Origin of the sequence: Bacillus atrophaeus, assembly GCF_001584335.1 — a bacterium.
GTDB lineage: Bacteria > Bacillota > Bacilli > Bacillales > Bacillaceae > Bacillus > Bacillus atrophaeus.
Map to the genome: position 1 here is coordinate 175,620 of NZ_LSBB01000019.1, position 25,808 is coordinate 201,427.

Sequence of the window (25,808 nt, forward strand, 5' to 3'; positions counted from 1 at the left end):
AAAAAGATGATCGCAGAGCAAATCATGAAACGGGAAGTTATAACAATGACCAAGACGGATACAATTGAAACAGCGATTCATAAACTGAAACAGCACCGCATTCGGCATATTCCTGTCATTAATGATGATCGGCATGTGATCGGCTTAATTACCGACAGGGATATCAAACAAGCCAGCCCGAGCATTTTTGAAGAAGGGGAACGAAGCCGTTACCTAAAAAAAAGTCTTGAATCTCTCATGAAAAGAGATGTCGTTTGTGCTCATCCGCTTGACTTTGTAGAAGAAATATCAGCTGTTTTTTATGAGCGCGGCATTGGCTGCCTGCCGATTGTGCTGAATCAGAAGCTGGTCGGCATTCTCACAAAAACCGATCTGCTGCGGACATTTGTCAAGCTGACGGGCGCTGACCAGCCTGGTTCGCAAATTGAATTGAAGGTAAACAATGTGACCAAAAGCCTTGCTGATGTCAGTCTGATCTGCCAAAACCTTCAGATCAAAATTCTAAGCGTGCTTGTTTATCCTGATGAAGATCTCGGCTCAAAAGTATTGGTGTTCCGCATTCAGACAATGAATCCGCTGCCGTTTCTGAATGAATTAAATCAACAGGGACATCATATCGTGTGGCCGGCAGAACAAAGGAATAAGCCATGAAAGACAGTGTGTTTATCTATTCGCCTTCCTATCAGACCTACATGTTTCATCAGGAACACCCTTTTAACCAGCAGCGTGTTTTGTTAACATATGATTTACTTCAGTCATTGAATGCGTTCGAAGAGGGAGACATTGTCAGTCCGCGCTTTGCAACAGAGGAGGAACTCGCTCTTGTTCACACTGAAGATTATATTCAGGCAGTGAAATCAGCCGGCGCCGGAAAGCTTCCCGTGACAGAGGGAGAAGGATACGGGCTCGGCACCGAAGATACGCCCGTCTTCGCCGGGATGCATGAGGCTGCGTCTCTTTTGGTCGGAGGAACGTTGACTGCCGCAGATTATGTCATGACGGGACAAGCCAGACACGCCGCCAATTTAGGCGGAGGACTTCATCATGGATTTCGCGGAAGAGCCTCTGGCTTTTGCGTTTACAATGACAGTTCTGTTGCTATTCAATATATCCAAAAAACATATCAGGCCCGGGTGCTCTATATTGATACCGATGCCCATCACGGAGACGGTGTGCAATTTACGTTTTATGACAACCCTGATGTCTGCACAGTGTCCATTCATGAGACAGGGCGGTATTTATTTCCGGGTACGGGCCAAATACAAGAGAAAGGCAGCGGAAAAGGCTACGGGTACTCGTTCAATATTCCGCTTGACGCTTTTACGGAAGATGACTCGTTTCTTGCCGCCTATCAAACCGCAGTCTCTGAAATTGCGGCCTATTTTAAACCAGATGTGATTGTAAGCCAAAATGGAGCCGATGCTCATTATTACGACCCGCTGACACACTTATCTAATACGATCGCCATTTATGATGAGATTCCCCGGCTTGCCCATTCCTTGGCCCACCAATATTGCGGCGGAAAATGGATCGCGGTCGGAGGAGGCGGTTATGATATTTGGCGTGTCGTGCCGAGAGCATGGAGCAAAATTTGGCTTGAAATGAAGGGCATAAACCCCGGCTCTGACATTCCGGCAGAATGGATTGCAAAATGGCAAAAGCAGTCTCCCGTTCCCCTGCCCGCTTTCTGGAGTGATCCGGATGATTTATATCCTCCTATTCCCCGCAGGGCTGAAATCACAGAAAAAAACGCCCAAACAGTGTCTAAAGCGCTGCATGCCATTAGAAATGAACAACGGCAGAAAACAAATCAATAAAAAACGACCTTTACGAAGAGGTCGTTTTTGACTTTTTAATTACGATTTCCACACGGCGGTTTTCTTTCATGTGATCTGCCGTTTTATTATCTTTCACGGGCATAGTATCCGCATAACCTACAGCGATAAAGCGCTTGGAAGGAAGGTTTTCTTTTGATGTAAAATACTGAATGACACCGCTGGCCCTTGCCGCAGACAGCTCCCAGTTAGACGGATATCGGTATGTGGATATATTGCGGCTGTCGGTATGGCCTTCCACCTGTATTTCGTTTGGCATGGTTTGCAGCAGCACCGCAATTTGGTGGAGAAGCGTCTCTGCATCCTTCAGAACGGCGGCTTCGCCGGTATCAAAAAGCACGGCTTCCTGTAAAACGAGAATCACTCCGCGCTCATCGCGTTTTGCTGTCATTTTGGCGCTGAGATTATGCTTTTGAATATATGTATTTACTTTCTGCAAGAGTTCATCCTGCCGGTTATCCTGCTTCTTTTGTGCGGCATCAGATGTATTGATAGCCGTATTGTCAGGCTGAATTCCGCTGCCTTCCTTTTGAATCGATTTGACCGCTGATTTAAATTTTTGCACATCTATCTGCGACATCGAAAAGAGCAAAATAAAGAACACAAGTATTAACGTAACCAAATCCGTAAAGGTCACCATCCAGCTTGATGACTGATTTCGGTTATCCCTAGTCCCATTTCTTCTGTTAAAACGGTCTCTTCTAAGCTTCATGCACGGAATCCTTTTTCGAGTTCACTTGACTGTTTTGCAGCTTGCGCCATTCTTCCCGAGAACTGAACACAACGAGCTGGCTTTCCAGATTACGCGGATTTTTGCCGGACTGTATGCCGATGATGCCCTCAATCATCACTTGCTTCGTAAAAATTTCACTTTCTGTCTTTTCTTCAAGCTTTGCGGCAATCGGATTAAATACCATATTTGCTAATAGCGAACCATATAAGGTTGTTAGCAGCGCAACGGCCATATTCGGACCAAGCATTCCCGGATCATTTAAATTTTTAAGCATCAGCACAAGCCCGACAAGTGTTCCGATCATTCCCCACGCCGGAGCAAACTCTCCCGCCTTTTCAAGCACCCGCCGTCCCTTCCGGTGCCTTTCTTCCATTGCGGCGATCTCAGAATCCATGACAAGACGGATCGTTTCTTCGTCCCAGCCGTCAATGGTTAATAGAAGCCCTTTTTTCAAAAACGGGTCTTTGATGACACGCGCCTGCTCGTCAAGCGATAAAAGCCCCTGTTTTCGCGCCTGATCTGAAAGGCTGACAAACGTTTTCACAAGATCTTTGACATTGTCTTCCTTGCGAATGAAAGCCTGCTTTAAAACAGAAGGCGTTTTCTTTAAGTCTTTCGGCGGAAAACTGACAAAAATAGCGGCGCAAAGACCGCCTGTTACGATAAAGAAAGAAGTCAGGTCAAGGAATGAACGAAAACCGCTCAATCCTGAGCCGGATATAATACCGATAACAATAATGATGCTCCCTAATACAAATCCAACGGGTGTAAGATAATCAAAACGTTTCATAGCTTCTCCCCACTCAGATGAAAAGAAAGCAAGGATTTCACCGAAAAGAGTGAAGCTTGCTTTCTTGATTTTTTTCTTATGACTTGGTTGATTGTCTTAATTCAATGCGGTGCGGCAATTCGACAATATGCTCTTCCACCTGCTCTTTATTCATCAGCTTTGTTAACAGTCTCATGGCAACTGCGCCAATATCATACGTAGGCTGGACGACCGTTGAAAGCTGCGGACGGACCATCAGGCTTAATCTTGTATTGTCAAAACCGATAATCTCAAGGTCTTCAGGAATTGACAAACCGCGGTCTTGAGCGGCATGGATAACCCCAAGCGCCATTTCGTCCGTTGCAGAAAGGACGGCTGTCGGTTTTTTCTCAAGGCTCATTAAACCGTCTAATGCCTCAAGCCCGGAATCATACGTATAATCGCCTTCTGCGACAAACTGCTCTTGAAACGGAAGATCTGCTTCTTGAAGAGCCCTTTTATAGCCTTGCAGCTTTTTGGAGCGGTTGATCGGTTCTGCAAGCGGTCCGGAAACAAAGGCAATATCCTTATGCCCTTTATCGATCAGAAGCTTTATCGCGTCATATACCGCCTGTTCGTAATCAATAGCGACCGAAGGCGTCTGCCCTTGCTCTTCAACTGATGCGGCAAGAACGATCGGCACAGGTGAGCGTTTGAACTCTTCCACATGCTCGTCCGTAATATTTCCGCCCATAAATACAATCCCGTCCACTTGTTTGCCGAGCATCGTATTTAATAAATGAAGCTCTTTCTCCAAGTTCTGGTCAGAGTTGCTTAATATGATGTTATATTTATACATGGTTGCGATATCTTCAATTCCCCGCGCAAGCTCCGCGTAAAAGATGCTTGAGATATCAGGGATAATGACACCGACTGTTGTTGTCTTTTTGCTTGCCAGACCTCTTGCCACTGCGTTCGGGCGGTAGCCGAGGCGGTCAATGGCTTCAAGGACTTTTTTTCTAGTCGTAGGTTTTACATTCGGGTTGCCGTTCACAACTCTGGAAACGGTCGCCATACTTACATTTGCTTCTCTCGCTACATCATATATCGTAATGTTGCTCATCCTAAAACCACTCCTTTTACTGGATACACTTATCCTTATCTATAGCATAAACACTTTATGTAAAGAATTGTCGTATTGTCTTCAATTATTGTCGTTTATGATTGTAAGCGTAAGTCATTAGTGTACATTATTTTTCATTATTCATCAAATTACTATTCCTCATGAAATTATACACGTTTTTACAAAGGATGAAAACGTTCACTTGGGTTTTATAATTAAAATAAACAAAGAAACGCCAAGCCGTCTGGAATAAAAAAAGACCCGCTTCACAGCGGGCCTTTTCGGCATTTATCGCGTTGGGTTACGCTTTTACTTTGACCATTGGCTTTAGCTCGTTCAGCCAGTTTTCAAACTCCGGAATCGCCATTTGCTGCGCAGAGTCAGACAGCGCGACAGACGGATCAGGGTGAACCTCTGCCATCACGCCGTCAGCGCCGATCGCAAGCGCTGCTTTAGCTGTCGGAAGCAAGAGATCACGGCGGCCGGTTGAATGTGTGACATCAACAAAGACCGGTAAATGAGTTTCTTGTTTAAGAATAGGCACAGCAGAAATATCAAGCGTATTTCTCGTTGCTGTTTCGTATGTTCTGATTCCGCGCTCACAAAGGATGATCTGGTCGTTTCCTTGTGACATGATGTATTCTGCGGCATTGATGAATTCTTGAATTGTTGCGGCAAGTCCGCGTTTTAACAGAACAGGTTTTTTCACAGAACCCGCGGCTTTCAGCAATTCAAAGTTCTGCATGTTTCGCGCGCCGATCTGAATGACGTCAATGTAATCGATCGCCTCTTCAATATGAGCCGGAGTGACGATTTCGCTGATTACGGCAAGATCAAATTCGTCTGCCACCCGTTTTAATATTTGAAGGCCTTCGACACCTAATCCTTGGAAATCATAAGGACTTGTACGCGGTTTGAATGCTCCTCCGCGCAAGATTTTAATGCCTTGTTTTTTGGCTGCGGCTGCGACTTCCGCTACTTGCTCGTAGCTTTCAACGGCACAAGGGCCAACGATAAAGCGCTGCTCTCCGTCTCCGACTTTTTCGCCTTTAATATCGACAATCGTATCTTCAGCTTTTTTCTTACGGGAGACTAGCAGCGCTTTGCTGTGGTCTTCCTCTTGAAGCTCTAATCCGGCTTTGAAAATTTCTTTGAAAATGTGCTGAATAGTAGAATTTTCAAATGGACCGTCATTATTTTCAATGATATTGTTAAGCATTGTGCGTTCTCTGACCGGATCAAATCTATTTACACCCTGCGCTTCTTTCGCTTTACCGATCTCTTTTACAACAGCTCCGCGCTCGTTGATTAATTTTAGTATTTGCAAATTCAATTCGTCTGCTTGCTGTCTGAGAAGCTCTAACTCTGTGTTGCTCATCTTCTTCATCCTTTCCCTGCACATTCATTTTTTATTTTCATGGTTAACATGCATCTTACTATAATTGTGCCTAAATAGAAACATCAAATGACAAAATTATCGCGAAATTCTACTTTATTACCCAAACGCTTTTAAGTGATAAAGTATTGTATGATGTAATCCTACATGATATGACTGAAATGATCAATAGTTTTTTCAAAAAAAAAGCGCCAGATACAATCTGGCGGCTTTTTTTATGAAATATGCTGTTCTATTGAATTTTCTGTAATTTGTGAATGGGAGGTATGCCATTTGACTTCTCCGTTTTGGATGACAAAAACCTGAGGACTTTCGTGTTTGACTCCGTATGTTTCAGCAATGAAATTCGAGAGAGGCCGGCTCTCTTGAATTTGCAGGTAGTATGCAGGCACCTCTTCATGTTTATCCGCAAAGGCATCAAATTCATGAAAAGCGGCCTGGCTGATCGGACATGTCAAGCTGTGCTTAAAGAACACAAACTTGTCTTCCTTTTCTGCAATGCTTTTAAATTCTTCCTCAGATTGAATCAGCTGTTTCGCCATGATGACATAATTCTCCTTTCATACTTAGCGCTTCACTTGTTCAGCCTGCGCTTGTGCATCTTTTACTTCGCTTTTGATTTCGTCTTTCGTTTGGGCGACTTGATCTTTTGCTTGCTGTGCCGCTTTTTTCGCTTCTTCTCCCAATTCGTTAAGAGCAGCGTTTGAATCAGAATTTGCAGTGTCAGTTGTATTTTTGGAGCGGTCTTTTAAGTCCTTCACCTTATTCATAATCTGGCCTGACTGATCTGCTACAAGCTGTGTAATATTTGATGTTTTGTCTTTTGCGATGCTTACATATTCAGAACCTTTTTCCTTGGCATCTGCTGTCATTCTGTCAGTTCTGTCTTTTAAGGCAACCGCTTGATTTCCGAGATCGTCTCGCAGTTCTTTACCTGATTTAGGTGCTAGGAAAAGGGCGGTGGTTGCACCGATGATTCCTCCGATTAGTGTACCGATAAGAAAATCTTTACTATTAATTCCATCTTTGCTCATAATTATTCCTCCTAATTGTATGGTTTTCTTATGATTAAAGAGATGCTTTTTTCTTTTGCTTCCACTTTTCCCAAATCTCCATCGCTGCTTGGCTCCAGGTGACGACTTGATTGATCTTATCTTGGTTCTCTCTCACTGATGTCGATACAGACCCTGCTGCCTGCTTAATGGATGTATTGAACTGCTGGACAGAAGTTCCCACACCTTGAACAGCATGAACGACCGTGTTTAGTTTTTCTGATTTTTCTTGGATGTCTTCCGCCAAGCGGTTGGTCTTATGTAAAAGCTCGGCAGTTTCAGCGGTGATTCCTTTCATTTGTCCTTCAAGCCCGTCGAGTGTTGATGCAACATTTTTTAATGTCACCTGCAAAGACTTTAACGTTTTGGACAAATAGATCACTAAGATGAGAAATGCTACAGCGATGAGTGCAACGCTTAAATAGAGAATAATAATCATCTAATACCTCCTTATTGCAGGATATAATGGTGTTTACCCGATATTTGAAATCATAAACATATATAAATGGGCTGTAAACATATAATTCTTCATGTTTCGTTAAATTCCTTTATTAAGTGCAAAGTAAAAAGCAGTGAGAGCCCCACTGCTTTTTTACTATGCTATGACGTTCTCGTAGGCTCTAAGGTATTTTTGAATATCTCCCGCTCCCATAAAAATGAGAACCGCTTGATCATGAGCCTTTAAAACAGAGGTATCGTTTTCGTCAATCAGCTTCGCATTGTCGATTTTTTCCTGAAGATCGGCAATCGTCAGTTTGCCGATATTTTCACGCGCCGAGCCGAAAATATCACATAAGTAAACACAGTCAGCCGCGCTCAGGCTTTCTGCGAATTCGTCAAGGAATGACTGCGTACGCGTAAACGTGTGAGGCTGAAATACTGCGACGATTTCGCGCTCCGGAAATTTCTGTCTGGCTGCTTCAATGGTTACTTTAATTTCAGTCGGGTGATGCGCATAGTCGTCAATTAATACCTGATCTCCGAGTATTTTCTCGTTGAATCTGCGTTTCACTCCGCCGAAGGATTGAAGGGCAAGCTTGATAATGTTCACATCAATTTCTTCGTAATGGCATAATGCAATGACCGCCAATGAGTTCAGCACATTATGGTGGCCGTACGCCGGAATATAGAATGTATCATAAAATGTATTACGGACAAAGACATCGAATGTTGTCCCTTCCGTATTCTTTACGATGTTTCTTGCTTGAAAATCATTCTCTTCTCCCGTGCCGTAATAAACGACTGGCACATTCGCATGGATTTTCGGCAAATACTCATCGTCCCCGCAGGCAATAATGCCTTTATTGACTTGAAGAGCCATGTTTTGAAACGCATCAAACACGTCGTCAATATTGGAGAAGTAATCTGGATGGTCAAAATCAATATTCGTCATGATCGCGTAGTCCGGCTGATAGCTTAAGAAATGGCGGCGGTATTCACATGCTTCAAACACGAAATACTCGCTGTTTTCATTCCCCATTCCGGTTCCGTCCCCTATTAAGAAAGAAGTCGGTTTTGCCTGCTGCATCACATGGGCTAAAAGGCCCGTCGTCGATGTTTTGCCGTGTGCGCCCGTTACGGCTACGCTGATGTATTTTTTCATGTAGTCACCAAGAAATTTATGATATCTGATGACCGGAATTCCTTCAGACAGCGCCTTTTCTATTTCAGGATGTGTATCAGGAAACGCGTTTCCGGCAATTACAGTCATGCCGGCTTTAATGTTGTCAGCGCTAAAAGGAAGAATAGGAATATTCCTTTTTTCAAGAGCGGCTTGCGTGAAAATTTGTTTTTCGATATCCGATCCTTGGACAGTATATCCGGTATCATGAAGTATTTGGGCAAGCGGACTCATACCTGTCCCTTTTATTCCAACAAAATGATAAACAGTCATAATTGTACCTCCAACAAACGTCTATCTGTTCCCCAGTATATGACGTTCATTTCAATTTGCAACCGCAGCGGCAAAAAAGCCGACGGCGGCTTTTCCGATTATTTTTTTCGCTTATTTTTATTATCCGGCTTTTTCTTCCCGGTTAAACATTTCATATTATAATTTATTAACGGCCGGCATGCATAGAAAATATCTATCCATTATCATACCATGTTTGGGATGAAAATGAACCATATTATTCATTTGTTAACTCAGCAGCTGTGATGAGCACCTCTCTCGGCTTGCTCCCTTTTGCTTCCGAGATCATGCCTTCCGCTTCCATCATGTCGATCAGCCTTGCTGCGCGATTGTAGCCGATTCTAAATCTTCTTTGCAGGCTTGAGGTGCTTGCGCTGTTTTGTTCTACCACAAATTCGCAAGCTTCAAAGAACAGCTCATCCTCTTCCTTCAAGGCAGTTCCTTGTCTGATGAGCTCTTCTTGTTCAAATAAATAAGATGGCGGCAGCTGGTCTCTGACGTGGGCAACTACGCGGTCAATTTCTCTGTCAGATACAAAGTTGCCCTGAAGCCGGACCGGTTTTCCTGAACCGTTTTCCAAAAAGAGCATATCCCCTTTGCCAAGAAGTTTTTCCGCACCTGCCATATCGATAATTGTTCTAGAATCAACTTGGCTTGAGACGGAAAATGCAATTCTCGTCGGGATATTCGCTTTAATCAAGCCGGTGATTACATCGACAGACGGGCGCTGTGTCGCGACAAGCAGATGAATGCCGCACGCTCTCGCTTTTTGGGCGATTCGGGCAATGCTATCTTCGACGTCATTCGGTGCAACCATCATTAAATCGGCCAGCTCATCAATTACCACAACCAAATAAGGCAACTTCTCCCCCGTTTGATGCTCGGAGGTTAATTGATTAAAGCGGTCAATGTCGCGCACGCCCGAATGAGCAAACAGCTCGTAACGGCGCTCCATTTCTTCAACAACCCATTTTAAGGCAGCCGTCGCAGCTTTCGCATCAGTAATCACAGGGCTGACCAGGTGCGGAATTTTATTGTATGGCGCCAGTTCGACCATTTTCGGATCAATTAGCAGCACCTTGACATCGCTCGGATCCGCCTTATAAAGCAGGCTGACTAATATCGTATTGATGCACACGCTTTTCCCTGAGCCCGTAGCGCCTGCAATCAGGCCGTGGGGCATCTTTTTCAAGTCAATGACAACCGGGTTTCCGGAAATATCAAGGCCGAGCGCTGCTGTCAGCGGCGACGCGTTTGTCCGGAAGGCGGCGCTTCGAATCATTTGCCTCAAGTCCACGACCTTGCTCGTGCGGTTCGGGACCTCTATTCCGATGGTGTTTTTCCCCGGAATCGGCGCTTCAATCCGAATGTCCTTCGCTGACAGGCTGAGTTTAATGTCATCAGACAAGTTGGTGATTTTATTCACCTTCACGCCCGGCTCAGGATGAACTTCGAATCTAGTGACAGACGGCCCTTGGGTCACATGAACTACATTCGCCCGCACGTTGAAGTTTTTCAGTGTCAGGTCCAGCAGTTTGCGCTGATCCTCGATCCACGTGTGGTCATCCTGACGCTGCGCGGGCGGCACGTCAAGTAATGAGACATTAGGAAAAACATAGCCTGCACGGCTTCCGGCCGTTTTTTGCTGTTTATGCGTATCACTTTTCAGCATCAGCACATTAAACGGAACCGACGATCCTTTTTGAGAATGTTCGGTTTGCTTAGCCTGTCCTTTTTCTTTCCGTGAATCAGCAGCCTCATTTCGGCCATGTACCTCGGTTGTATGATTATCCTTTTCTTGCATCTGAGCGGTTTGCATGGCAGGCTCAGATATATTCTCTGAGCTTTCTTCTTTCCGCTCTTGTTCTGTGATAGGCTCTGCATTTTCTTGTTCATCTTGTGTGCGGAATTCGCTCAGACCTTCTGTTTGGCGAGAAACTAATTCTTCTTCAGTATGCTGATCTGTGAAATCCGGCTGACGTTCAATTTTGTCCTCTTGAGAAGATGGTACGCTCGCTTCTTCTTGAACCTGCGGCGGCAGTTCTTCTTTTTCAGCGTCCAGACCGGACTCCTCATTCAGGTGAGCTTCAGCTTGTTCTGCCTGAGGAACAGACAGCGGCGATTCTTCTCGTGCTTTGGGAACGAACTCCTCGTCTAGGGTTGGTCCAGCCTTCTTCTGGCGGCGCTCATCCGCTTGAGAAGCAATCATTTCGTCCGGCTCTTCCTGAACATGCGTATTGAACTCCTCGGCCTCTATGTTTGGCTCAGGATTCTCTTGTTGGAGTTCACCTTGCCGGTCGGTTTGAGAAGCTGACAACGCTTCGGGCCCTTCCTGAACATGCAGATTGAACTTATCGTTTTCTATGTTTGGTCCAAACTCCTCTTGCTTGCGCTCATCCGCTTGATCAGCTTGAGAAGCTAATGGCGCTTCGTTTTGAGCATGCAGAATGGATTCCTCGTTCTGAATACTTGTTTTCACTTGAGCTTTTGTTTCCGTCCCGTCGTTTTGCTGAAACAGATTTTTCATTGGCTCGGCGTGTGTGCTTACCGTCTCTTCCGATGCTTTCGGAGCCTGCTTCTCCGGTGTTTGAGATTCTTCCTTTTTCTGAACCGGCTGTTTTTCTAAAAATGGATTTTCTCGCTGTTTTTCGGCTTCTTCTGACAGGAGCGTGACTTTCTCTTTCACAGCTTTCGGCGGTGCCTGCTTGTCTGTTTTTTTCGCAGGCGGTTTCGGAACATCCGTCTTGATTCTGTGTTTTCCATTAAAACCATAGACCGGTGACGGAATCGATGTCGGTTTAAAAGGCTTCTTTGCCGTTTCTGACTTTTCATATGTATACTTCGTTCTATCAATCTGCTCTTTTTCCTGCACGGGACGGCTTTGAGCAGCTGAAGAAGCATTGCTCCGTTCATACGTCTCGCGCCTTTTCTGTTCGGTTCTCCATTGGCCGTCCGGCACAACAGGGAAACGGAACTTGCCTTTTGGGTATTCATAATATATTTTGGGATCTTCCAGTCGCTTTAATTGACCTTCCGGATGATGCCGTTCTTGTTGATTCTGAACTTGAGCGGGTTTTGTTTCCCGTTCATCGTTCTCCTCTTCATTTTCTCCTAAAAATAAATCAAAAAATTTATTCAGCCAACTCATGGTTCATCACTCTCTTACTCCCTTTGATGTTTTTCTGGGACGATTTTTAGTATACCACTGCTGCGTGACTCAGAAAAGATTTAGCTTTACAGCAGAACAAAGCCGCTGAGCATTAGGCTCAGCGGCTTTGTTCACATGATTCGATATTTTCCCCTGATTTATGGGAGTCTAAAATTGAAATGGTTCTCCTGCCTCATATTCTCCTTCTAACACAAGAATGCCTTTTTCCTTCGGAGCATCCGGTAAATCGAGTTCCTTAGCGGAGCAGATCATACCGCTGGAAGCGACGCCTCTCAGCTCGGCATCCTTAATCACAAGTCCGCTCGGCATCACGGCGCCTACTTTGGCCACGACTACTTTTTGGCCTTGGTCAACGTTTGGCGCTCCGCATACGATCTGCACTGTTTCATCTCCTGTATTAACCTGGCAGATGCTCAGCTTATCAGCATTCGGATGTTTTTCTTTTGATTCAATATAACCGACAACAAATTTAGGTGATAAATCGACAGTCAGTTTTTCTTCAATGCCGCTTCTGTTTAAGATCTCGTTTACATCTTGCACAAAGGTTTCTGAAAGGGCGACAGGGCCTTTTTCTGCAATTGTTAAATAGGAAGACGCATTAAAAATATTAAAGCCTGTCGTTTCCTTTGTCTCTTTGTTATAAATTTTCACAACGTCGCCGTGCTTTTCAAATCCGGCTTGCTCGCGTGAAACATCTTGAAGAGAGATTAAAAGCGTATCTCCCACACCTTCTTTATTATAAAAAGCGTTCATAAGTAAAATCCTTTCTAATCCTTTTTCGGCCGGTTTTTTGCCAAGATAAACACCGGTTCCAGCTTTCCTTCATTGTACAGGAATGAGAGAGCGGTAATCGGAACGGTGCCGCTTGCAAAGAAGCTCATTGACATTTGCCCAAGAATATCATACCCTGTTTCATTTCGAATGTCAGCAAGTATCAGAACGTCCTGATGCGGAACGGAGATGGCTAACTCGCCCTCTGAATTGTGTTTATATTCATTCAGGATGGCTTCATTTAATATCCGGCTGGCATCATACCCGTCATTCGCTCGGAAGAAATAAAAGTAATTTCCGGCGACTGTATCTTCTTTGACAACCGTATTTAAAGAACGGAGATTAAAAGAGGCCGTTTCTCTGATCCGCTCCTTTGACCAGTTTTCTTTTTCAAGCATGCGCTGGTCTATCAAGCGGTATGTGTTCCCGAGATCAAGCGCATAGTAGATTCTGGTTTCGGCTGTGTGGTCATCATAGACAAGCGGAATCCCTTCGCTGGATGTATCGGGAAAAGAGGTCGAACGGATAACCGGATAGATCCGGCTTTCCTTGCCCGTCATTTCTTGCGCTTTGCCTTCCATGGCGGTAAGCGCTTCTGCAACGTAATAAACGATCTCATCAATCGCTTCCTCTTTTTTCACTTCCCATTTTGCGATAATCGGCGGCAGTTCAAGTGTGATGCCTTTTTTAGTCGTTTGATCCTCAACACGGAGGGTGTCTTTTTCTCTGTCAAATAAAAAGGAACGATTCTCGTGCTGAAGGCGCTGTTTTAATAGATCTGACAGCTTCCTTGACGTCATTTTCAAGCTAATGCCCTCCTTTGTTATTGAGCAAGAGATTCAGTTAAAAATTGTTCGATTTCCTCTTTTGTTTTTCTGTCCTTGCTTACAAAACGGCTGACTTCTTTGCCTTCATTAAATACGACAAAGCTCGGGATGCCGTAGATTTCCCATTCCGCACATGTATCAATAAATTTGTCACGGTCGACATAATAGTACGTGAATTCAGGAAAGTTTGCTTCAAGCTCCGGTAGAAACGGTTCTACAAAGCGGCAGTCAGGACACCAGTCTGCTGAAAACATGAAAACGGCCCAATCATCTTTTACCGCTTTTTGCAATTCTTCAATTGATTCTAATTTCTTCATTTTTCTATTCCTCCAGTTGTTTGAGTTTTTTACAAATTTGTATGCAGATACTAAGTCCACTTGGATCATACCAAACTGATAACAGCAAGACCAACTATATGCAATAAATGACTATGTAAGATTAATGTTCCCATTATCATTATCATATTTTATTTGCATTATCAAGCACGTTTCGTTTAACATCTTGGTATCAAGGGCAAAATTTACAGAGATCAGCCATACATAAGGAGGAATTGGTATGCAATTTACCGTTTACTTAGCAGGAGAAATCCACAGCAACTGGCGGGACGAGCTGAAGGAGAAAACAAAATCCTTAAAACTTCCGATTACGTTTGTCGGTCCGATGGAACATCATGACCGTTCAGACAACATCGGAGAAGAAATTATGGGAGAGCAGCACGATGCCGTTTTAAAAGATGATAAGGCTTCTGATGTGAATAACTTCAGAACAGCTGTCCTCATGAATAAAGCAGACTTTGTCATCGCCCTGTTTGGCGAAAAATACAAGCAATGGAATACGGCGATGGATGCCTCTTATGCCATCGCAAAAGGTAAACCGCTGATTATCATCCGGCCGGAATCGCTCCACCATCCGTTAAAAGAGCTGACAAATAAGGCAAATATCACTGTAGAAACCGTCAACCAAGCCATTAAGGCCCTCTCCTATGTATTTGAAGCTGAGTAAGCAGGCACCGCTTTTGGCGGACCTGCTTTTTTGTTTCATGACACCCTTAGCCCTCCGTGCCAAAGAACCTAAAAAGCTTGCCGGCGCAGGACAAAGCCTTTGCCGACAAGCTTTCATACAAGAGTTACATATTCTCTTTGATCGATTCAACCGTCTGTTTATCACAGGCAGTCACGAGCTTGATCAGCATCTCTTTAGCCGCTGCGTAGTCATCAATGTGGATGATTGAGGCGTTTGTATGAATATAGCGGGAACAAATGCCGATGACCGCTGACGGCACACCATTGTTTGAAATATGCACTCTGCCGGCATCAGTACCGCCGCCGGATACAAAATATTGATAAGGAATATCGTGAGTTTCCGCAGTATCGAGGACAAACTCTCTCATTCCGCGGTGCATCACTGTGGTTCTGTCAAGTATACGAAGCAGAAAGCCTTTGCCGAGCTGGCCAAATTGCTGCTTGTCGCCGCTCATATCATTCGCGGGACTTGCATCAAGAGCAAAAAACAAGTCGGGTTTGATCATATTGGCGGCAGTCTGCGCGCCTCTTAAGCCGACTTCCTCCTGAACCGTCGCACCCGCATAAAGATTATTCGGCACGTCCTTGCCATGCAATTCTTTCAAAAGCTCAATGCTCAAACCGCATCCGTATCTGTTATCCCAAGCTTTTGATAAAATTTTCTTTTCGTTCGCCATTGTCGTAAACGGGCATACCGGGACAATCTGCTGTCCGGGTTTAATCCCAAGATTAATGGCATCTTCTTTATCATCCGCTCCAATGTCAATCATCATGTTTTTGATATCCATCGGCTTGCTGCGCTGGGCATCTGTTAATAAATGAGGCGGGATGCTGGCCACGACGCCCGGAATCGGGCCTTTATCTGTCTGAACTTCAACCCTTTGAGCGAGGAGCACCTGACTCCACCAGCCGCCGAGGGTCTGAAATCTCAGCAAACCGTTATCAGTAATGGAGGTCACCATAAATCCGACTTCGTCCATATGTCCGGCGACCATAATTCTCGGCGCGTCCTCCGCGCCTTTTCTTACTCCGAAAACACTTCCAAGTCTATCCTGCACGATGTCATCGGCATATTTTGAGAGCTCCTGCTTCATAAATGCGCGTACCTGATGCTCATTGCCGGGGGCTCCGGGCAGCTGCGTCAGTGTTTGGAAAAGCGCTTTCGTTTCTTGATTCATGTTTTCCCCTCATTTCTTATGTAAGTCTTTTTATTTTATTAGAAAAATAGCTGTTTTCCAAGCACCTTGACCGAATCGGCTCATAAACCCACACATTACTTAACAGCACCTGCCATCTTCTGTATAATAAAAAGTACGATAACTCAGGAGGTGCTTTATTGTGAAATTGCGTCATCTTCTTTTAGGAGCAGGACTTGGAATTGCGGCAGCTGTCATTGTGAAGCAGTATGCCATGAAGCCTTATATTTCATCTGAAAAAGCGCTTCAAATTGTGAAATCAGCTTTTAAACAGCGCGGACCGATTGACGGATCATGGATTTATACCGAGCCTGAACCTTATCACGTTAATGGAGAAACCGTACATGTCTACAAAACCGGTGTGACACGCTCTGCATTCGGTGAATTAGAGCAATATGAAGTTATGGTCGATGCGAAAACCGGAACGATTGTAGATGTCGTTGATTCCGTCGCTTCCTGACAGGACGAGTATATGATAAGAGCCGCTGCGGTATGCAGCGGCTCTTTTATCTTATATTGCCTGTATTGGTTTATACACTGGATACCACATCGCATCTTGCACTGCCTGAATTAAATCTTCCGGCTCTTCTTCAGCCACCCCGTCCTTGATGGCCGCTTCGGCTACGGCGACCGCTACTGTGGCAGATACAGTCCGTAAATCTTCAACTTTTGGAAGCATCGGAGCTCCCGGCTGTCCTACATTCACCATGCCTGCTATGGATTTGGCGCAGGCTGCAAACATATTATCCGTAATGAGCTTTGCTTTTGTTACAATCGTTCCGAGGCCAAGGCCCGGGAAAACGAGCGCATTATTCGCCTGTCCGATATGATACGTAACGCCGTTGTATTCGACTGGCGGAAACGGACTGCCAGTCGTTACAAGCGCACGCCCCTCCGTCCACTCGATCAAGTCCTGCGGTTTTGCTTCCGATAAGTTGGTCGGGTTTGACATTGGCAAAATGGCAGGCCGCTTTACATGAGAAGCCATTTCCTTCACAATTTCTTCAGTGAAAGCGCCTGACACAGTCGATGTTCCGATCAGGATCGTCGGTTTTGCCTGCCGTACTGTTTCTGCCAAATCAATTGAACCGCCTTCTCCGCCGCGCTGATACCCCTTCACTTCTTCAGCCGGGCGTGCGTAAGGCACTTGAAAATCCCGCAGATCGTCCATATCGTCGGTTAACAGCCCGTTTCTGTCTACACACCAGAAACGCCGGTATGATTCTTCCTCATCAACGCCTTCACGCACGAGAGCTTCACGGAGCTGCTCAGCGATGCCGATACCCGCCGTGCCCGCACCGAATATCACAACTCTGTGTTCTTTCAAAGGCATTTTTGAAGCTTTCGCACAAGAAAGCACTGCAGCTAGTGAAACTGCACCCGTTCCTTGAATATCATCGTTAAACGTACAGATTTTATCTTTATACCGTTTTAATATCTCCCGTGCGTTTTTTGTGCCGAAATCTTCCCAGTGAAGCAATGCATTTGGGAACGTTTCTTTTGCCAATGCGACATATTCATCAATAAATTGATCATATCGCTCGCCGCGGACTCTGGAATGCTGATTCCCGACATAGAGCGGATCATTAAGAAGGCTTTCCTGATTCGTTCCGGCATCCAGAACAACCGCCAGCACTCTGCTCGGATCAATCCCGGCAGCGGCTGTGTAGACGGCAAGTTTTCCGACAGAAATTGCGATTCCGCCGACTCCCCAGTCTCCGATCCCTAGAATCCCTTCCGCATCGGTTGCAACAATTAAATCAATTTGATCATTCTTGCCGCCAAACTGTTTAAATGCGTCACGCATTCCCTCCGGATCATCAATGGATAAGTAAAGTCCGCGCGGTTTTCGATATTCATGGCTGTACTTTTGGATGGCCGTTCCGACAGTCGGTGTATAAACGATTGGGAGCATTTCACCTAAATGGTCATTTAACAACCGGTAAAACAGCGTTTCGTTACGGTCATGCAGAGAAGTCAAATAGACATTTTTGCTCAATTCATCAGGCTGTGATACGAATTGTTCGTAAGCCCTTTTAGCCTGTTCCTCAATGGTCAATACTTTTGGAGGCAAAAAGCCTTTTAACCCAAGTTCTTTTCTCTCTTCTTCAGTAAACGCAACCCCTTTATTTAAAAAAGGAACGGAAAGGATTTCTAATCCTCTTAATGTTGTTTTTATTTCTCCTTCTTTCGTCACTTGAAATTGATTCACCCTGCCTCTTCCTTTCACAACATAATTTTTACTAGGTTGCTTTATTTACCGGAAATCATGCAGGGTAAACATAAAAATATGCTACTTCCCCGTGCGTTTGAGTGAATCAGTGATGGTGCCGTCCTCTTCCCATTTCACTGCTCTGTAACATTCATCATGATAAAAGATCATCCAGGCGTCTTTTTCCTCGGCATAGGCTAGCCATTTTTGTTTTTCCGATATAGTAGTCATCGGATAATCATCATAAGCTAACACCCATAATGCGTTGCGGTGGGCGGCGGTCGGCATGAGATCAGCCATGTGAATGGCGGTTTCATCCCCGTCCTCACACACAAGGATGCTGTGGCCGTCACTGTGGCCCCCGGTGTGATGCATCGTGATCCCTTCTGTAATCATGCAGGAACTGTCAAAGGTTTTCACCTGGCTCTCTACAGCCTCCCAGTTTTCTTTCCAATACGTATTTTTGGATCTGATATTCGGGTGGCGCATTTCATTCCACTCGACAGACGAGGTATAGATGTCTGCATCGGGGAACACAGAGACAAGTTTTTCACCTTGGTATTCTGTCAATCCTGAGGCATGATCAAAATGAAGATGCGTCATCGCAATGATGTCAATATCATGAACCGTCAATCCTAGTTCAGCCAACGATTTTTTTATATTAGACTGCTGTGTAACGCCGTAATTCCTTATTTGCTTATCCGTCATCTTTCCGGACCCAATACCTGCGTCAACCAAAATATTCAGCCCGTTTTTTTGGATCAAGATGGGGTCTGTTCTCAGTTCAATTTGATTTTTTTCATTTACAGGATATTTCTTTGACCATAACGGTTTCGGAACGACACCGAACATCGCGCCCCCGTCCATATGGGTAACGCCTCCGTCAAGCCAGGTAAACACAATACTGCCCATTTTCATTGTTTCCATTGCGATCCCTCCTGCATTTTATGGTAGCAAATGGAGCAACAAAAAAACAGACTCCCGTATCAGAGTCTGTTTTACGTTCTCCATTCCGCTTCCGCCCGGTAAATCGGCTGGCCCAGCGCAGAGAATTTTTCTTCATATTCTGTCATGATATTGCCTTCCGGATCACTGTTATGCAAATCGAGGCTGACATACGTTAAAAGCAATCCATATTCTGAAAAACTTTTCAGCGAATACTCGAACAGGCCGCGATTGTCTGTTTTAAAATGAATCGCTCCGGCTCCGCCCATCACTTCTTCATACTTTTTCAAGAAATGCGAGTAGGTTAAACGGCGTTTTTCGTGCCGGTTTTTCGGCCAAGGATCGGAAAAGTTTAAATATACCCGTTGGACTTCACCGGGATCAAACACGTCGGTGAGTGTATCAGCGTCGATATTCAGCAGGCGCACATTCGGCGCTCCGCTTTGCTTCACTTTCTCAACGGCGGTAACGATGACGCTTTTAAACAATTCAATTCCAATATAGTTAATATCGGGATGCTGCTTGCCCATCCCGGAAATGAATTGTCCTTTTCCCGTTCCTACTTCGATATGGATCGGGTTTTCATTGCCAAACACGGTGCTCCATTTCCCCTTATAAGCAGCAGGGTCGCTTATTGCAATATCAGAGTGTTCAGCCAAAAAATCATTGGCCCACGGCTTATGGCGCATTCTCATATGATTGACACCTCTATCTATAATTTCGACTAACAACATACCATGAATTAAAAAGACCCGCAAGCGCGTTTTTATCATTTCGGGCTTCATTGACGCCCGCATAAAAAAGGAGGTTCCCTATGAGCCGGAACACTCCTCTTTCTTGCATAAAAACGTGCTGTTTTGAACACGTTAACCCTTATGATACTGAAGGGATGTGTATGGATATGGGCTTAAATCATGAGCATCAGGTTCATTTATTGAAAGACATACTGACTGACCATCAATTGGATTGCTGCGGCACTGTTGCAGAATATGAACAGCTTGAACGCGTCATCAAATCATTAATGGCCAACACCGATCTGAATTCAAATATCAAACACGTGCTGGAAGATGTGTACCAATACAGCCAATCAGGCAGAACGGCCAATTCCATCGACTCGCACATCCGGGAGCATCAGAGCCATTTATCTCAATGGGTGGAGGAAATGGATTCGTACTCCTGATTATTTTACGATCCGATTCATCAGGATTTGAAGTTCCTCCATGGCGTCATGATATCCTTTGTCGTTGCCTTTTGATTTATGCCAGACGATAAATGTGATGGTCTCTGATAACATGTACCATGACATTCTTAACCGCAGATGATCTGTTAATTTTATGCCGTACATGCTAAGCCAGCTGTCCCACGCTGGCTCTTCGACGTAATGATACAACAAAGGCCCGAGGTCCATTGCCGGATCAGCAATCATAGCGCCGTCCCAATCTATTAAATACAGCTGGTTGCCTTCAGACAATAGCCAGTTATTATGATTTACATCACAATGGCAGACGACCTTTTCACAGACATGCACTTGATGCAAATGCTCTTCTAAATAACCGATTCCCTCTTGAATCAGCGGCGAAGATTGTTGTACAGCAAATACAGCCTGTTTGAGCTGAGATAATAAGACCTCCGGATTCAGCGGTTCTTTTCCGAGTCTCTTCAGCATGTCCAACAAGGCTTTGGAGGTATGGATTTTCCGAAGCAATTCAGCAACGGGCTGTCCGCTCATATCCTTAGGCTTCAGCTCTCTTCCAGCCATCCAGTGCTGGGCCGTAATGACGTCACCATTCTCCATCCGTCTTGTCCAAACCAGCTTCGGAACAATGCCTTCGGCGGATAAAACAGCTAAAAAGGGTGAGCTATTACGTTTTAGAAAAAGCTGTTGGCCGTTATGTTTTGCATAATATGCATCTCCTGTAGCTCCTCCGGCGGGGAAGATCTCCCAATCGCTACCTAGTAATTGTCCCAACCAGTTCATATCAATTTTCAACCCATCATTTCTTAAAATATTTTAGAATAAGGCTGATCTGCCTTCCTATCATTGGCAAATGCCTTCGCATACAAATATCATGAAAATAAAAAAGACAGCTATTGAGAGTCTCATATGCTAATCAATAGCCGTCTTTTAAATTTTATCGCTATAGCACAAACTTCGTCAAGCAAAACTCTTAAGAACTGCGGTTAAATATATAAGATACATGTTCCGATTCCCTCAATGATCAGCTCTTCCTTTATCTCTTTCGGCTGTTCGCGAAAACCGGACGGATCACACAGAAGGCGATAGGTTTTCCCGGCAGGCAGCATCATTTCGGCTTTATCCGGGCTGGAATGGTGGACGATAATGATCTCTTTCCATTCATCCATCGTTTCCAAATCAAAGAGTCTGTATGCTATAAGATGCCCTCTTACTTCCAAAAAATCAAGGTGGCGGACAACCTCTGCTGCCCTCTTCAATCTGAATGCGGGATGAGCTTTTCTTATTTCAATCAGCCTGCGGACATACTCGACATCCTCCCGGAATTCTGAACGGCGCGTCCAATCAAGCCGGTTGACCGAGTCCCCGGATTGATAGCTGTTTTCATCTCCTTGCTTTGTCCTGAAAAATTCCTGTCCGCTATGGATAAACGGAATCCCTTGAGCCAGCAGCACAACAGCAGTCGCAAGCTTCTGCCTGCTTCTTTTGACGCTGTCTGTTTCGTGGGGGAGCACGTATTGCATTTTGTCCCAAAAGGTATGATTGTCATGTGACTCGACATAGTTAACGGACTGGCTTGGTTCCTGCACCATCGGGTCTGTTTCCTTCCAGCCCGCAGAACCGGTGATTCCGTGGATGACCGCATCAATCTGATCACCATTGCCGAGCGCAAAACCCGCCGCTTCGCGCTGAAAGGTGCTTCCTTTTACGGCATCGCGAAACGAGTCATTGAAAAAACCGATACCCGGTAATTGAAAAGCGTTCGCTAATGTTGCTTTTTTGTCATCGCTTATTGGTGTGTCAAGATTCCAGCCCTCCCCAAACAGCAGAATTCCCGGTTTTACCGCTAAGGCCCGTTCTCTAATCTGGCGTACTGTTTCAATATCAAGAATCCCCATCAAATCAAATCGAAAACCGTCCGCGTCATATTCCTTCAGCCAATGAACAACACAATCAATGATATACTTTCTCGCCATCAGCCTTTCGGAAGCAATGTCATTGCCGACGCCAGTTCCGTTGGACGGCATGCCATCAGCATCATGACGGAAAAAATAACCCGGCACTGTATTTTCAAAGGGCGAATGTTCCCGTTTATAGACATGGTTGTACACTACGTCTAAAATCACTTGCAGGCCGTTTTGATGAAGAGTTTGAATCAATTCCTTCAATTCAGATTTTCTTACCTGCGGGTTATAAGGGTCAGAAGAGTAGCTCCCCTCAGGGGCGAAAAAATGCAGTGGATTATATCCCCAGTTATAAGCGGCAAGCGGATTCTTTTCATCCACTCCGGCAAAATCGTTCACAGGGAGGAGTTCAATGTGGGTCACGCCAAGTTCTTTCAAGTAAGACAGCCCGGCAGAAACACCTTCCCGTGTTTTGGCATCTGTTTCCGTCATCGCCAGGTACTGCCCTTTTTTCTTCATACCGCTGTTTTCATGAATCGAAAAATCACGGATATGCAATTCATAGATCACTGCATCAGCCGGATTCGAAAACGGAATGCCTTGAGAAGTGATCTGAGGGTTTTCTGGGCGCAATACTACGCCTTTTTCTCCATTGATCGTTACTGCTTTTGCATAAGGATCGACGGTTTCCGTCCACTCTAAATTGTTGCAAATACGGTACATATATTCGTATCCGTGCAGATCACCGTCTACAAGGGCGGCGAATACCCCATGGTCCTGCCTGGTCATTTGAAGCACGAGTCCTTGTTGTTCCGGATGAGTCAGCTTGACGGCCGCTGCCGTCGCTGTCGGAGCCCATACCTTAAACACTGTACGGCTGGGGGTGTAATCCGCTCCCAGCGCCCCGTCAAAATAAAACTGGCTGTCAAACGCTTCGGTTCGTATCACCGCGCCAATTTGCAGGTCTGTTTTGTCCCCGCCGGATGCTCTGATATAGTGGGTTTTCCCAAGAGAAACCGGATGCTCAGACACCAATATATACTTGTATTTTCCGTCTATATGACACTCCGCCCGGACAGAAAGTGAAACATCACCGGCTTCTGTCTCAAGGACAAAAGGGAGTGTATACTTCTCCTTTTTGCCGGATGGAATGAGCACTGTAATGACATCCATTTCATCCAAATACGCTTCGAACTTACGGTTGAGGCATACCATCGGATCTCTCCTTCAGAAAACATTTATGATTTTAACCGCAGAGGGGCAGGACACGGTTTCAGCTCAACCGGAGTTGTCCCGATCAGCTCTCCGTCGGCATGAAACGGAATTTTGTCTCTTGTGTTCAAGGCAATCTCTTGCGCTTTGAATATCGTCACGCCTTTCATATTCACATGCTTGCCAAAGTTCATCGCAAACAATAGCCAATATTTTTTCACGAACGAAAGATTTTCAACGATGACAATATCAAATGCCTGTTCACGGGGATTTGCCAGGGGCGCCGCCTTCATGCCTCCTCCGTAAAACGGGTGGTTCGAAACGATGGCAAACCATACGTTGTGAAATTCACGCTCTTCTCCCTCTGCCGTACAGGATAGTGAAAACGGCTTATAGGTGACAGAAGCGTGCAAATAAGAAAGCGGATACACGAGAAACCCGAGGCGGAGCAATGTCAATGCCCGCCTAAAAGGGAATTCCATTGCTTTTTTGGTCACATGCGCATCAAATCCGATGCCGATGTGATTCAAAAAATAAAGAGTTTGCGCCTTTTCATGGGGAAATCTCATACTGCCTAATTGAAAGGATCGGGTCAGCGGCCGCTTCTGTTTTTTGATTTCATGAAGCAGATCCGATTTTTTGATAGAGAACCCTTTTGAAAAATCATTATACGCGCCGGCCGGAACAAAACTCAGCTCCACATTTTTAACATGTGTAAGCCCGTTTACCGCTTCATGCATCGTCCCGTCCCCGCCGATGACAATCAGCCGTTTCAGCTTATGTTCCTGCATCGTCGAAATCTGTCTGGCCAGCACCTCGGCGTGGCCCGGATATTCCGTCATAAAGGAGCGGTGTTCTATCTTTCGTTTGATTAATTCCTTTTGGACAGCCTTCCATACACGCAGCCCGTTCCGATGTCCCGCTGCCGGGTTAATAATAAAAAACCATTGGCTCATTGCTATATCTCACCTGCTTATTTTATGAGAAAACCGTCCGGGGCGTGCCGCTTTAGTCGAGCCACTCTTTTCTCCGATAAGAATCAGACAGGCAAAATGACAAGAGAGCCTTCGCAGCCTTCATCTGATGATGTTTAATCGGCGCCGTGTTTTTTTGCTGCTTTTGCATCCACTCTTCCGCGCTCCGTTTATCTATTATTTTTAATCCGTACGGCGGTTCGGGATAGTCAATGTAAGATGTTTTAGTTAGCAGCAGTTTCTGCACCGGAATGTCGGCCTGTTTTTCCTTTAACAGCTGGGAAACGACTGAGCCCGTACGAAACAAACTGATCCCCGGATTCAATACAGATGTTGTATCGGCGGCGGTTTTCTTTTCCCAAAAACGATTTTTTGTTCCTATATACACGCTGTCTTCCTCCGCTTGCAAGTAAACCAAGCAGAATACTTCAAGAGGAGAAATGATGATGATGCTTAATTCAACTGCCGCCTGATGAATCTGGAGGACCGGCTCATACATGATAAAGTATGAATCGGGCAGCTGCTGAGCCAGCTCACGCAAAATGCCGTTATGTTTCACTTTGTTTGAAAGGTTTGACATCTCTGAAAGCGTAGAGCTCGCCCATTTCAATTGAAAGTCGTACAAATGGTTTTTAAAAAAAGAAGCGAGCTCCGATCTGTCAGACGGGAGATTTCCAAACGCGCCGCCCTCCTCCTCCAATTCATCAAACCAGTGATGCCTCTCATGATGTATATCGGATGTTACTTCTTCTTTTTTTCTTTTTAAGAAAAAATGTTTTCGCTTTGACGCAGGTTCTTCTTCCGCTTTTGACATTTGGCTTTCTTTTTCGTTTTGCTGCTCGTCAGCTGCTTCCAAAAGCGATTTCCAGCGTTCTTTTTTTAATCGAATAAACTGATTCATGTAATGATAAGGGTCCAATTCATATCTCGATATATAATCATGAATTTTTATAATCTGTGCCATTCTGTTTCTCCACTCCGCTTTGATTAAGTTAATAGATGAAATTGAGCGATTTCCTCGTATTTCGGCGATCGGTTCAAATGGGTCTGAAATAAGGAAAACCGTTCTGTAAAGCTTGTCACTTCGCCGCTTTTAAACGGAACATGAGATGCGAAGCCCCCGGTTCCGTCCCATTTTCTTGCCAGTGTAAGATGCGGGCGGAAGGCTCTCTTTTCCACCTGAAAGCCGGCCTGAAGCACCGCTTCTTTTGTTCGCTCACGGAGCGCTGCAAGGCGGTCATTTTCCTTCGGTTCCAAATGTAAAACCCGCGGCTGTCTGCGGTCGCCAAACACGTCAATGTTCCCAAATTGTACAGAAAACGTTTCTGTTTCTTCAGCAATAGCCTGAAGCGATCCCTTAAGCTGATGAAGCTGGCTGTCTTCTGCCGCACCGAGAAAGATTAAAGTGATATGGTAATCAAGGGGGTGCACCCATTTCTTAAACGTAAAAGCCGGTTCATGTTTAGCAGCCTCGAAGATCGGATTCGCAATTTCAGGTGAAATCGGAATGCCGATGAAATAATGCGGCCGTGTGTCTGACATGTCTGTCGCTCCCTTCTTCTATGGCTATTATTTTATCATA

Annotated in this window: 26 protein-coding genes; 5 read left to right on the forward strand and 21 right to left on the reverse strand. The window is 45.1% G+C overall.

Annotated elements, in window-relative coordinates; genetic code table 11:
• The first annotated feature begins 6 nt into the window (after nucleotides 1-6).
• Nucleotides 7-651: an acetoin utilization AcuB family protein gene (locus tag AXI57_RS13210; protein WP_061670337.1), complete on the forward strand. Its 645-nt coding sequence runs from the start codon at nucleotides 7-9 to the stop codon at nucleotides 649-651.
• On the forward strand, nucleotides 648-1,817 hold the full coding sequence (locus AXI57_RS13215) for an acetoin utilization protein AcuC (RefSeq protein ID WP_061670338.1): 1,170 nt from the start codon (nucleotides 648-650) through the stop codon (nucleotides 1,815-1,817). The genes AXI57_RS13210 and AXI57_RS13215 overlap by 4 nt, the downstream gene beginning before the upstream one ends.
• 10 nt (nucleotides 1,818-1,827) lie before the next feature.
• Here AXI57_RS13215 and motS read toward each other — a convergent pair whose 3' ends face one another.
• The 12 genes from motS to AXI57_RS13275 all read right to left on the reverse strand — a co-directional run bounded on the left by motS (nucleotide 1,828) and on the right by AXI57_RS13275 (nucleotide 13,883).
• Nucleotides 1,828-2,547, reverse strand: a complete 720-nt coding sequence (gene motS, locus AXI57_RS13220) for a flagellar motor protein MotS (RefSeq protein ID WP_061670339.1) — start codon at nucleotides 2,545-2,547, stop codon at nucleotides 1,828-1,830.
• On the reverse strand, nucleotides 2,537-3,358 hold the full coding sequence (gene motP, locus AXI57_RS13225) for a flagellar motor protein MotP (RefSeq protein ID WP_010789521.1): 822 nt from the start codon (nucleotides 3,356-3,358) through the stop codon (nucleotides 2,537-2,539). Before motP ends, motS begins: the two co-directional genes overlap by 11 nt.
• Nucleotides 3,359-3,434: 76 nt before the next feature.
• Complete coding sequence (gene ccpA, locus AXI57_RS13230) at nucleotides 3,435-4,439, reverse strand: catabolite control protein A (protein ID WP_061670340.1); 1,005 nt, start codon at nucleotides 4,437-4,439, stop codon at nucleotides 3,435-3,437.
• 301 nt (nucleotides 4,440-4,740) lie between these two features.
• Entirely contained in the window at nucleotides 4,741-5,817 is a 1,077-nt protein-coding gene (locus AXI57_RS13235) for a bifunctional 3-deoxy-7-phosphoheptulonate synthase/chorismate mutase (protein WP_010789523.1), read from the reverse strand.
• A gap of 233 nt (nucleotides 5,818-6,050) precedes the next feature.
• Nucleotides 6,051-6,377: a bacillithiol system redox-active protein YtxJ gene (ytxJ, locus tag AXI57_RS13240; protein ID WP_003325034.1), complete on the reverse strand. Its 327-nt coding sequence runs from the start codon at nucleotides 6,375-6,377 to the stop codon at nucleotides 6,051-6,053.
• Nucleotides 6,378-6,401: 24 nt separating this feature from the next.
• Nucleotides 6,402-6,869 carry a YtxH domain-containing protein gene (locus AXI57_RS13245; RefSeq protein ID WP_003325033.1) on the reverse strand — a complete coding sequence of 156 codons (468 nt, stop codon included), beginning with the start codon at nucleotides 6,867-6,869 and terminating at the stop codon, nucleotides 6,402-6,404.
• A 34-nt stretch (nucleotides 6,870-6,903) separates the two neighbouring features.
• Nucleotides 6,904-7,326, reverse strand: coding sequence for a DUF948 domain-containing protein (locus AXI57_RS13250; protein WP_003325032.1), 423 nt, complete (start codon nucleotides 7,324-7,326; stop codon nucleotides 6,904-6,906).
• A gap of 156 nt (nucleotides 7,327-7,482) precedes the next feature.
• Nucleotides 7,483-8,781: a UDP-N-acetylmuramate--L-alanine ligase gene (gene murC, locus AXI57_RS13255; protein WP_003325031.1), complete on the reverse strand. Its 1,299-nt coding sequence runs from the start codon at nucleotides 8,779-8,781 to the stop codon at nucleotides 7,483-7,485.
• A gap of 235 nt (nucleotides 8,782-9,016) precedes the next feature.
• Complete coding sequence (locus tag AXI57_RS13260) at nucleotides 9,017-11,947, reverse strand: DNA translocase FtsK (RefSeq protein ID WP_061670341.1); 2,931 nt, start codon at nucleotides 11,945-11,947, stop codon at nucleotides 9,017-9,019.
• A 168-nt stretch (nucleotides 11,948-12,115) separates the two neighbouring features.
• Nucleotides 12,116-12,721, reverse strand: a complete 606-nt coding sequence (gene ytpR / locus AXI57_RS13265; RefSeq protein WP_003325029.1) for a YtpR family tRNA-binding protein — start codon at nucleotides 12,719-12,721, stop codon at nucleotides 12,116-12,118.
• Nucleotides 12,722-12,735: 14 nt separating this feature from the next.
• Nucleotides 12,736-13,545, reverse strand: coding sequence for a DUF1444 domain-containing protein (locus tag AXI57_RS13270; protein WP_141292174.1), 810 nt, complete (start codon nucleotides 13,543-13,545; stop codon nucleotides 12,736-12,738).
• A gap of 17 nt (nucleotides 13,546-13,562) precedes the next feature.
• The gene (locus AXI57_RS13275; protein WP_003325026.1) at nucleotides 13,563-13,883 is read right to left on the reverse strand and encodes a thioredoxin family protein; all 321 of its coding nucleotides are present in this window, start codon (nucleotides 13,881-13,883) and stop codon (nucleotides 13,563-13,565) included.
• Between the two features lie 238 nt (nucleotides 13,884-14,121).
• On the opposite strand from AXI57_RS13275, the gene AXI57_RS13280 reads away from it, so the two are divergent.
• Entirely contained in the window at nucleotides 14,122-14,568 is a 447-nt protein-coding gene (locus AXI57_RS13280) for a YtoQ family protein (protein ID WP_003325025.1), read from the forward strand.
• A gap of 124 nt (nucleotides 14,569-14,692) precedes the next feature.
• On the opposite strand, the gene AXI57_RS13285 is transcribed toward AXI57_RS13280, so the two are convergent.
• The gene (locus AXI57_RS13285) at nucleotides 14,693-15,766 is read right to left on the reverse strand and encodes a M42 family metallopeptidase (protein WP_003325024.1); all 1,074 of its coding nucleotides are present in this window, start codon (nucleotides 15,764-15,766) and stop codon (nucleotides 14,693-14,695) included.
• Between the two features lie 160 nt (nucleotides 15,767-15,926).
• On the opposite strand from AXI57_RS13285, the gene AXI57_RS13290 reads away from it, so the two are divergent.
• Nucleotides 15,927-16,244, forward strand: coding sequence for a PepSY domain-containing protein (locus AXI57_RS13290; RefSeq protein ID WP_003325023.1), 318 nt, complete (start codon nucleotides 15,927-15,929; stop codon nucleotides 16,242-16,244).
• Between the two features lie 51 nt (nucleotides 16,245-16,295).
• Here AXI57_RS13290 and AXI57_RS13295 read toward each other — a convergent pair whose 3' ends face one another.
• The 3 genes from AXI57_RS13295 to trmB all read right to left on the reverse strand — a co-directional run bounded on the left by AXI57_RS13295 (nucleotide 16,296) and on the right by trmB (nucleotide 19,636).
• Nucleotides 16,296-17,996 (reverse strand): NAD-dependent malic enzyme, encoded by a 1,701-nt coding sequence (locus AXI57_RS13295; protein ID WP_061670342.1) that lies wholly within the window; start codon nucleotides 17,994-17,996, stop codon nucleotides 16,296-16,298.
• Nucleotides 17,997-18,077: 81 nt separating this feature from the next.
• The gene (locus AXI57_RS13300; protein WP_061670343.1) at nucleotides 18,078-18,923 is read right to left on the reverse strand and encodes a YtnP family quorum-quenching lactonase; all 846 of its coding nucleotides are present in this window, start codon (nucleotides 18,921-18,923) and stop codon (nucleotides 18,078-18,080) included.
• A gap of 71 nt (nucleotides 18,924-18,994) precedes the next feature.
• Nucleotides 18,995-19,636 carry a tRNA (guanosine(46)-N7)-methyltransferase TrmB gene (gene trmB / locus AXI57_RS13305; RefSeq protein ID WP_003325020.1) on the reverse strand — a complete coding sequence of 214 codons (642 nt, stop codon included), beginning with the start codon at nucleotides 19,634-19,636 and terminating at the stop codon, nucleotides 18,995-18,997.
• 206 nt (nucleotides 19,637-19,842) lie between these two features.
• Here trmB and AXI57_RS13310 point away from each other — a divergent pair, with 206 nt between their 5' ends.
• On the forward strand, nucleotides 19,843-20,121 hold the full coding sequence (locus tag AXI57_RS13310) for a YtzH-like family protein (RefSeq protein WP_003325018.1): 279 nt from the start codon (nucleotides 19,843-19,845) through the stop codon (nucleotides 20,119-20,121).
• Here AXI57_RS13310 and AXI57_RS13315 read toward each other — a convergent pair whose 3' ends face one another.
• From AXI57_RS13315 to thpR, 5 genes are all read right to left on the reverse strand, one after another.
• Complete coding sequence (locus AXI57_RS13315; protein WP_061670383.1) at nucleotides 20,122-20,919, reverse strand: phosphotransferase family protein; 798 nt, start codon at nucleotides 20,917-20,919, stop codon at nucleotides 20,122-20,124. It abuts the gene before it with no gap.
• Between the two features lie 203 nt (nucleotides 20,920-21,122).
• Nucleotides 21,123-23,255, reverse strand: a complete 2,133-nt coding sequence (pulA, locus tag AXI57_RS13320; protein WP_061670344.1) for a type I pullulanase — start codon at nucleotides 23,253-23,255, stop codon at nucleotides 21,123-21,125.
• 23 nt (nucleotides 23,256-23,278) lie between these two features.
• Nucleotides 23,279-24,208, reverse strand: coding sequence for a YegS/Rv2252/BmrU family lipid kinase (locus tag AXI57_RS13325; RefSeq protein ID WP_061670345.1), 930 nt, complete (start codon nucleotides 24,206-24,208; stop codon nucleotides 23,279-23,281).
• Between the two features lie 52 nt (nucleotides 24,209-24,260).
• On the reverse strand, nucleotides 24,261-25,190 hold the full coding sequence (locus AXI57_RS13330) for a hypothetical protein (RefSeq protein ID WP_061670346.1): 930 nt from the start codon (nucleotides 25,188-25,190) through the stop codon (nucleotides 24,261-24,263).
• Between the two features lie 23 nt (nucleotides 25,191-25,213).
• Nucleotides 25,214-25,768 carry an RNA 2',3'-cyclic phosphodiesterase gene (thpR, locus tag AXI57_RS13335; RefSeq protein ID WP_061670347.1) on the reverse strand — a complete coding sequence of 185 codons (555 nt, stop codon included), beginning with the start codon at nucleotides 25,766-25,768 and terminating at the stop codon, nucleotides 25,214-25,216.
• Nucleotides 25,769-25,808 lie beyond the last annotated feature (40 nt).

Coding starts and splice junctions, on each gene's coding strand:
- AXI57_RS13210 (WP_061670337.1), top strand. CDS start 7: ATGATCGCAGAGCAAATCATGAAACGGGAAGTTATAACAATGACCAAG.
- motS (WP_061670339.1), bottom strand. CDS start 2,547: ATGAAGCTTAGAAGAGACCGTTTTAACAGAAGAAATGGGACTAGGGAT.
- ytxJ (WP_003325034.1), bottom strand. CDS start 6,377: ATGGCGAAACAGCTGATTCAATCTGAGGAAGAATTTAAAAGCATTGCA.
- AXI57_RS13280 (WP_003325025.1), top strand. CDS start 14,122: ATGCAATTTACCGTTTACTTAGCAGGAGAAATCCACAGCAACTGGCGG.
- AXI57_RS13215 (WP_061670338.1), top strand. CDS start 648: ATGAAAGACAGTGTGTTTATCTATTCGCCTTCCTATCAGACCTACATG.
- thpR (WP_061670347.1), bottom strand. CDS start 25,768: ATGTCAGACACACGGCCGCATTATTTCATCGGCATTCCGATTTCACCT.
- motP (WP_010789521.1), bottom strand. CDS start 3,358: ATGAAACGTTTTGATTATCTTACACCCGTTGGATTTGTATTAGGGAGC.
- AXI57_RS13275 (WP_003325026.1), bottom strand. CDS start 13,883: ATGAAGAAATTAGAATCAATTGAAGAATTGCAAAAAGCGGTAAAAGAT.
- AXI57_RS13250 (WP_003325032.1), bottom strand. CDS start 7,326: ATGATTATTATTCTCTATTTAAGCGTTGCACTCATCGCTGTAGCATTT.
- pulA (WP_061670344.1), bottom strand. CDS start 23,255: ATGGTATGCCTCAACCGTAAGTTCGAAGCGTATTTGGATGAAATGGAT.
- AXI57_RS13245 (WP_003325033.1), bottom strand. CDS start 6,869: ATGAGCAAAGATGGAATTAATAGTAAAGATTTTCTTATCGGTACACTA.
- AXI57_RS13260 (WP_061670341.1), bottom strand. CDS start 11,947: ATGAGTTGGCTGAATAAATTTTTTGATTTATTTTTAGGAGAAAATGAA.
- ccpA (WP_061670340.1), bottom strand. CDS start 4,439: ATGAGCAACATTACGATATATGATGTAGCGAGAGAAGCAAATGTAAGT.
- AXI57_RS13325 (WP_061670345.1), bottom strand. CDS start 24,208: ATGAGCCAATGGTTTTTTATTATTAACCCGGCAGCGGGACATCGGAAC.
- AXI57_RS13330 (WP_061670346.1), bottom strand. CDS start 25,190: ATGGCACAGATTATAAAAATTCATGATTATATATCGAGATATGAATTG.
- AXI57_RS13285 (WP_003325024.1), bottom strand. CDS start 15,766: ATGAATCAAGAAACGAAAGCGCTTTTCCAAACACTGACGCAGCTGCCC.
- AXI57_RS13235 (WP_010789523.1), bottom strand. CDS start 5,817: ATGAGCAACACAGAGTTAGAGCTTCTCAGACAGCAAGCAGACGAATTG.
- AXI57_RS13300 (WP_061670343.1), bottom strand. CDS start 18,923: ATGGAAACAATGAAAATGGGCAGTATTGTGTTTACCTGGCTTGACGGA.
- ytpR (WP_003325029.1), bottom strand. CDS start 12,721: ATGAACGCTTTTTATAATAAAGAAGGTGTGGGAGATACGCTTTTAATC.
- murC (WP_003325031.1), bottom strand. CDS start 8,781: ATGACTGTTTATCATTTTGTTGGAATAAAAGGGACAGGTATGAGTCCG.
- AXI57_RS13310 (WP_003325018.1), top strand. CDS start 19,843: ATGGGCTTAAATCATGAGCATCAGGTTCATTTATTGAAAGACATACTG.
- AXI57_RS13315 (WP_061670383.1), bottom strand. CDS start 20,919: ATGAACTGGTTGGGACAATTACTAGGTAGCGATTGGGAGATCTTCCCC.
- trmB (WP_003325020.1), bottom strand. CDS start 19,636: ATGAGAATGCGCCATAAGCCGTGGGCCAATGATTTTTTGGCTGAACAC.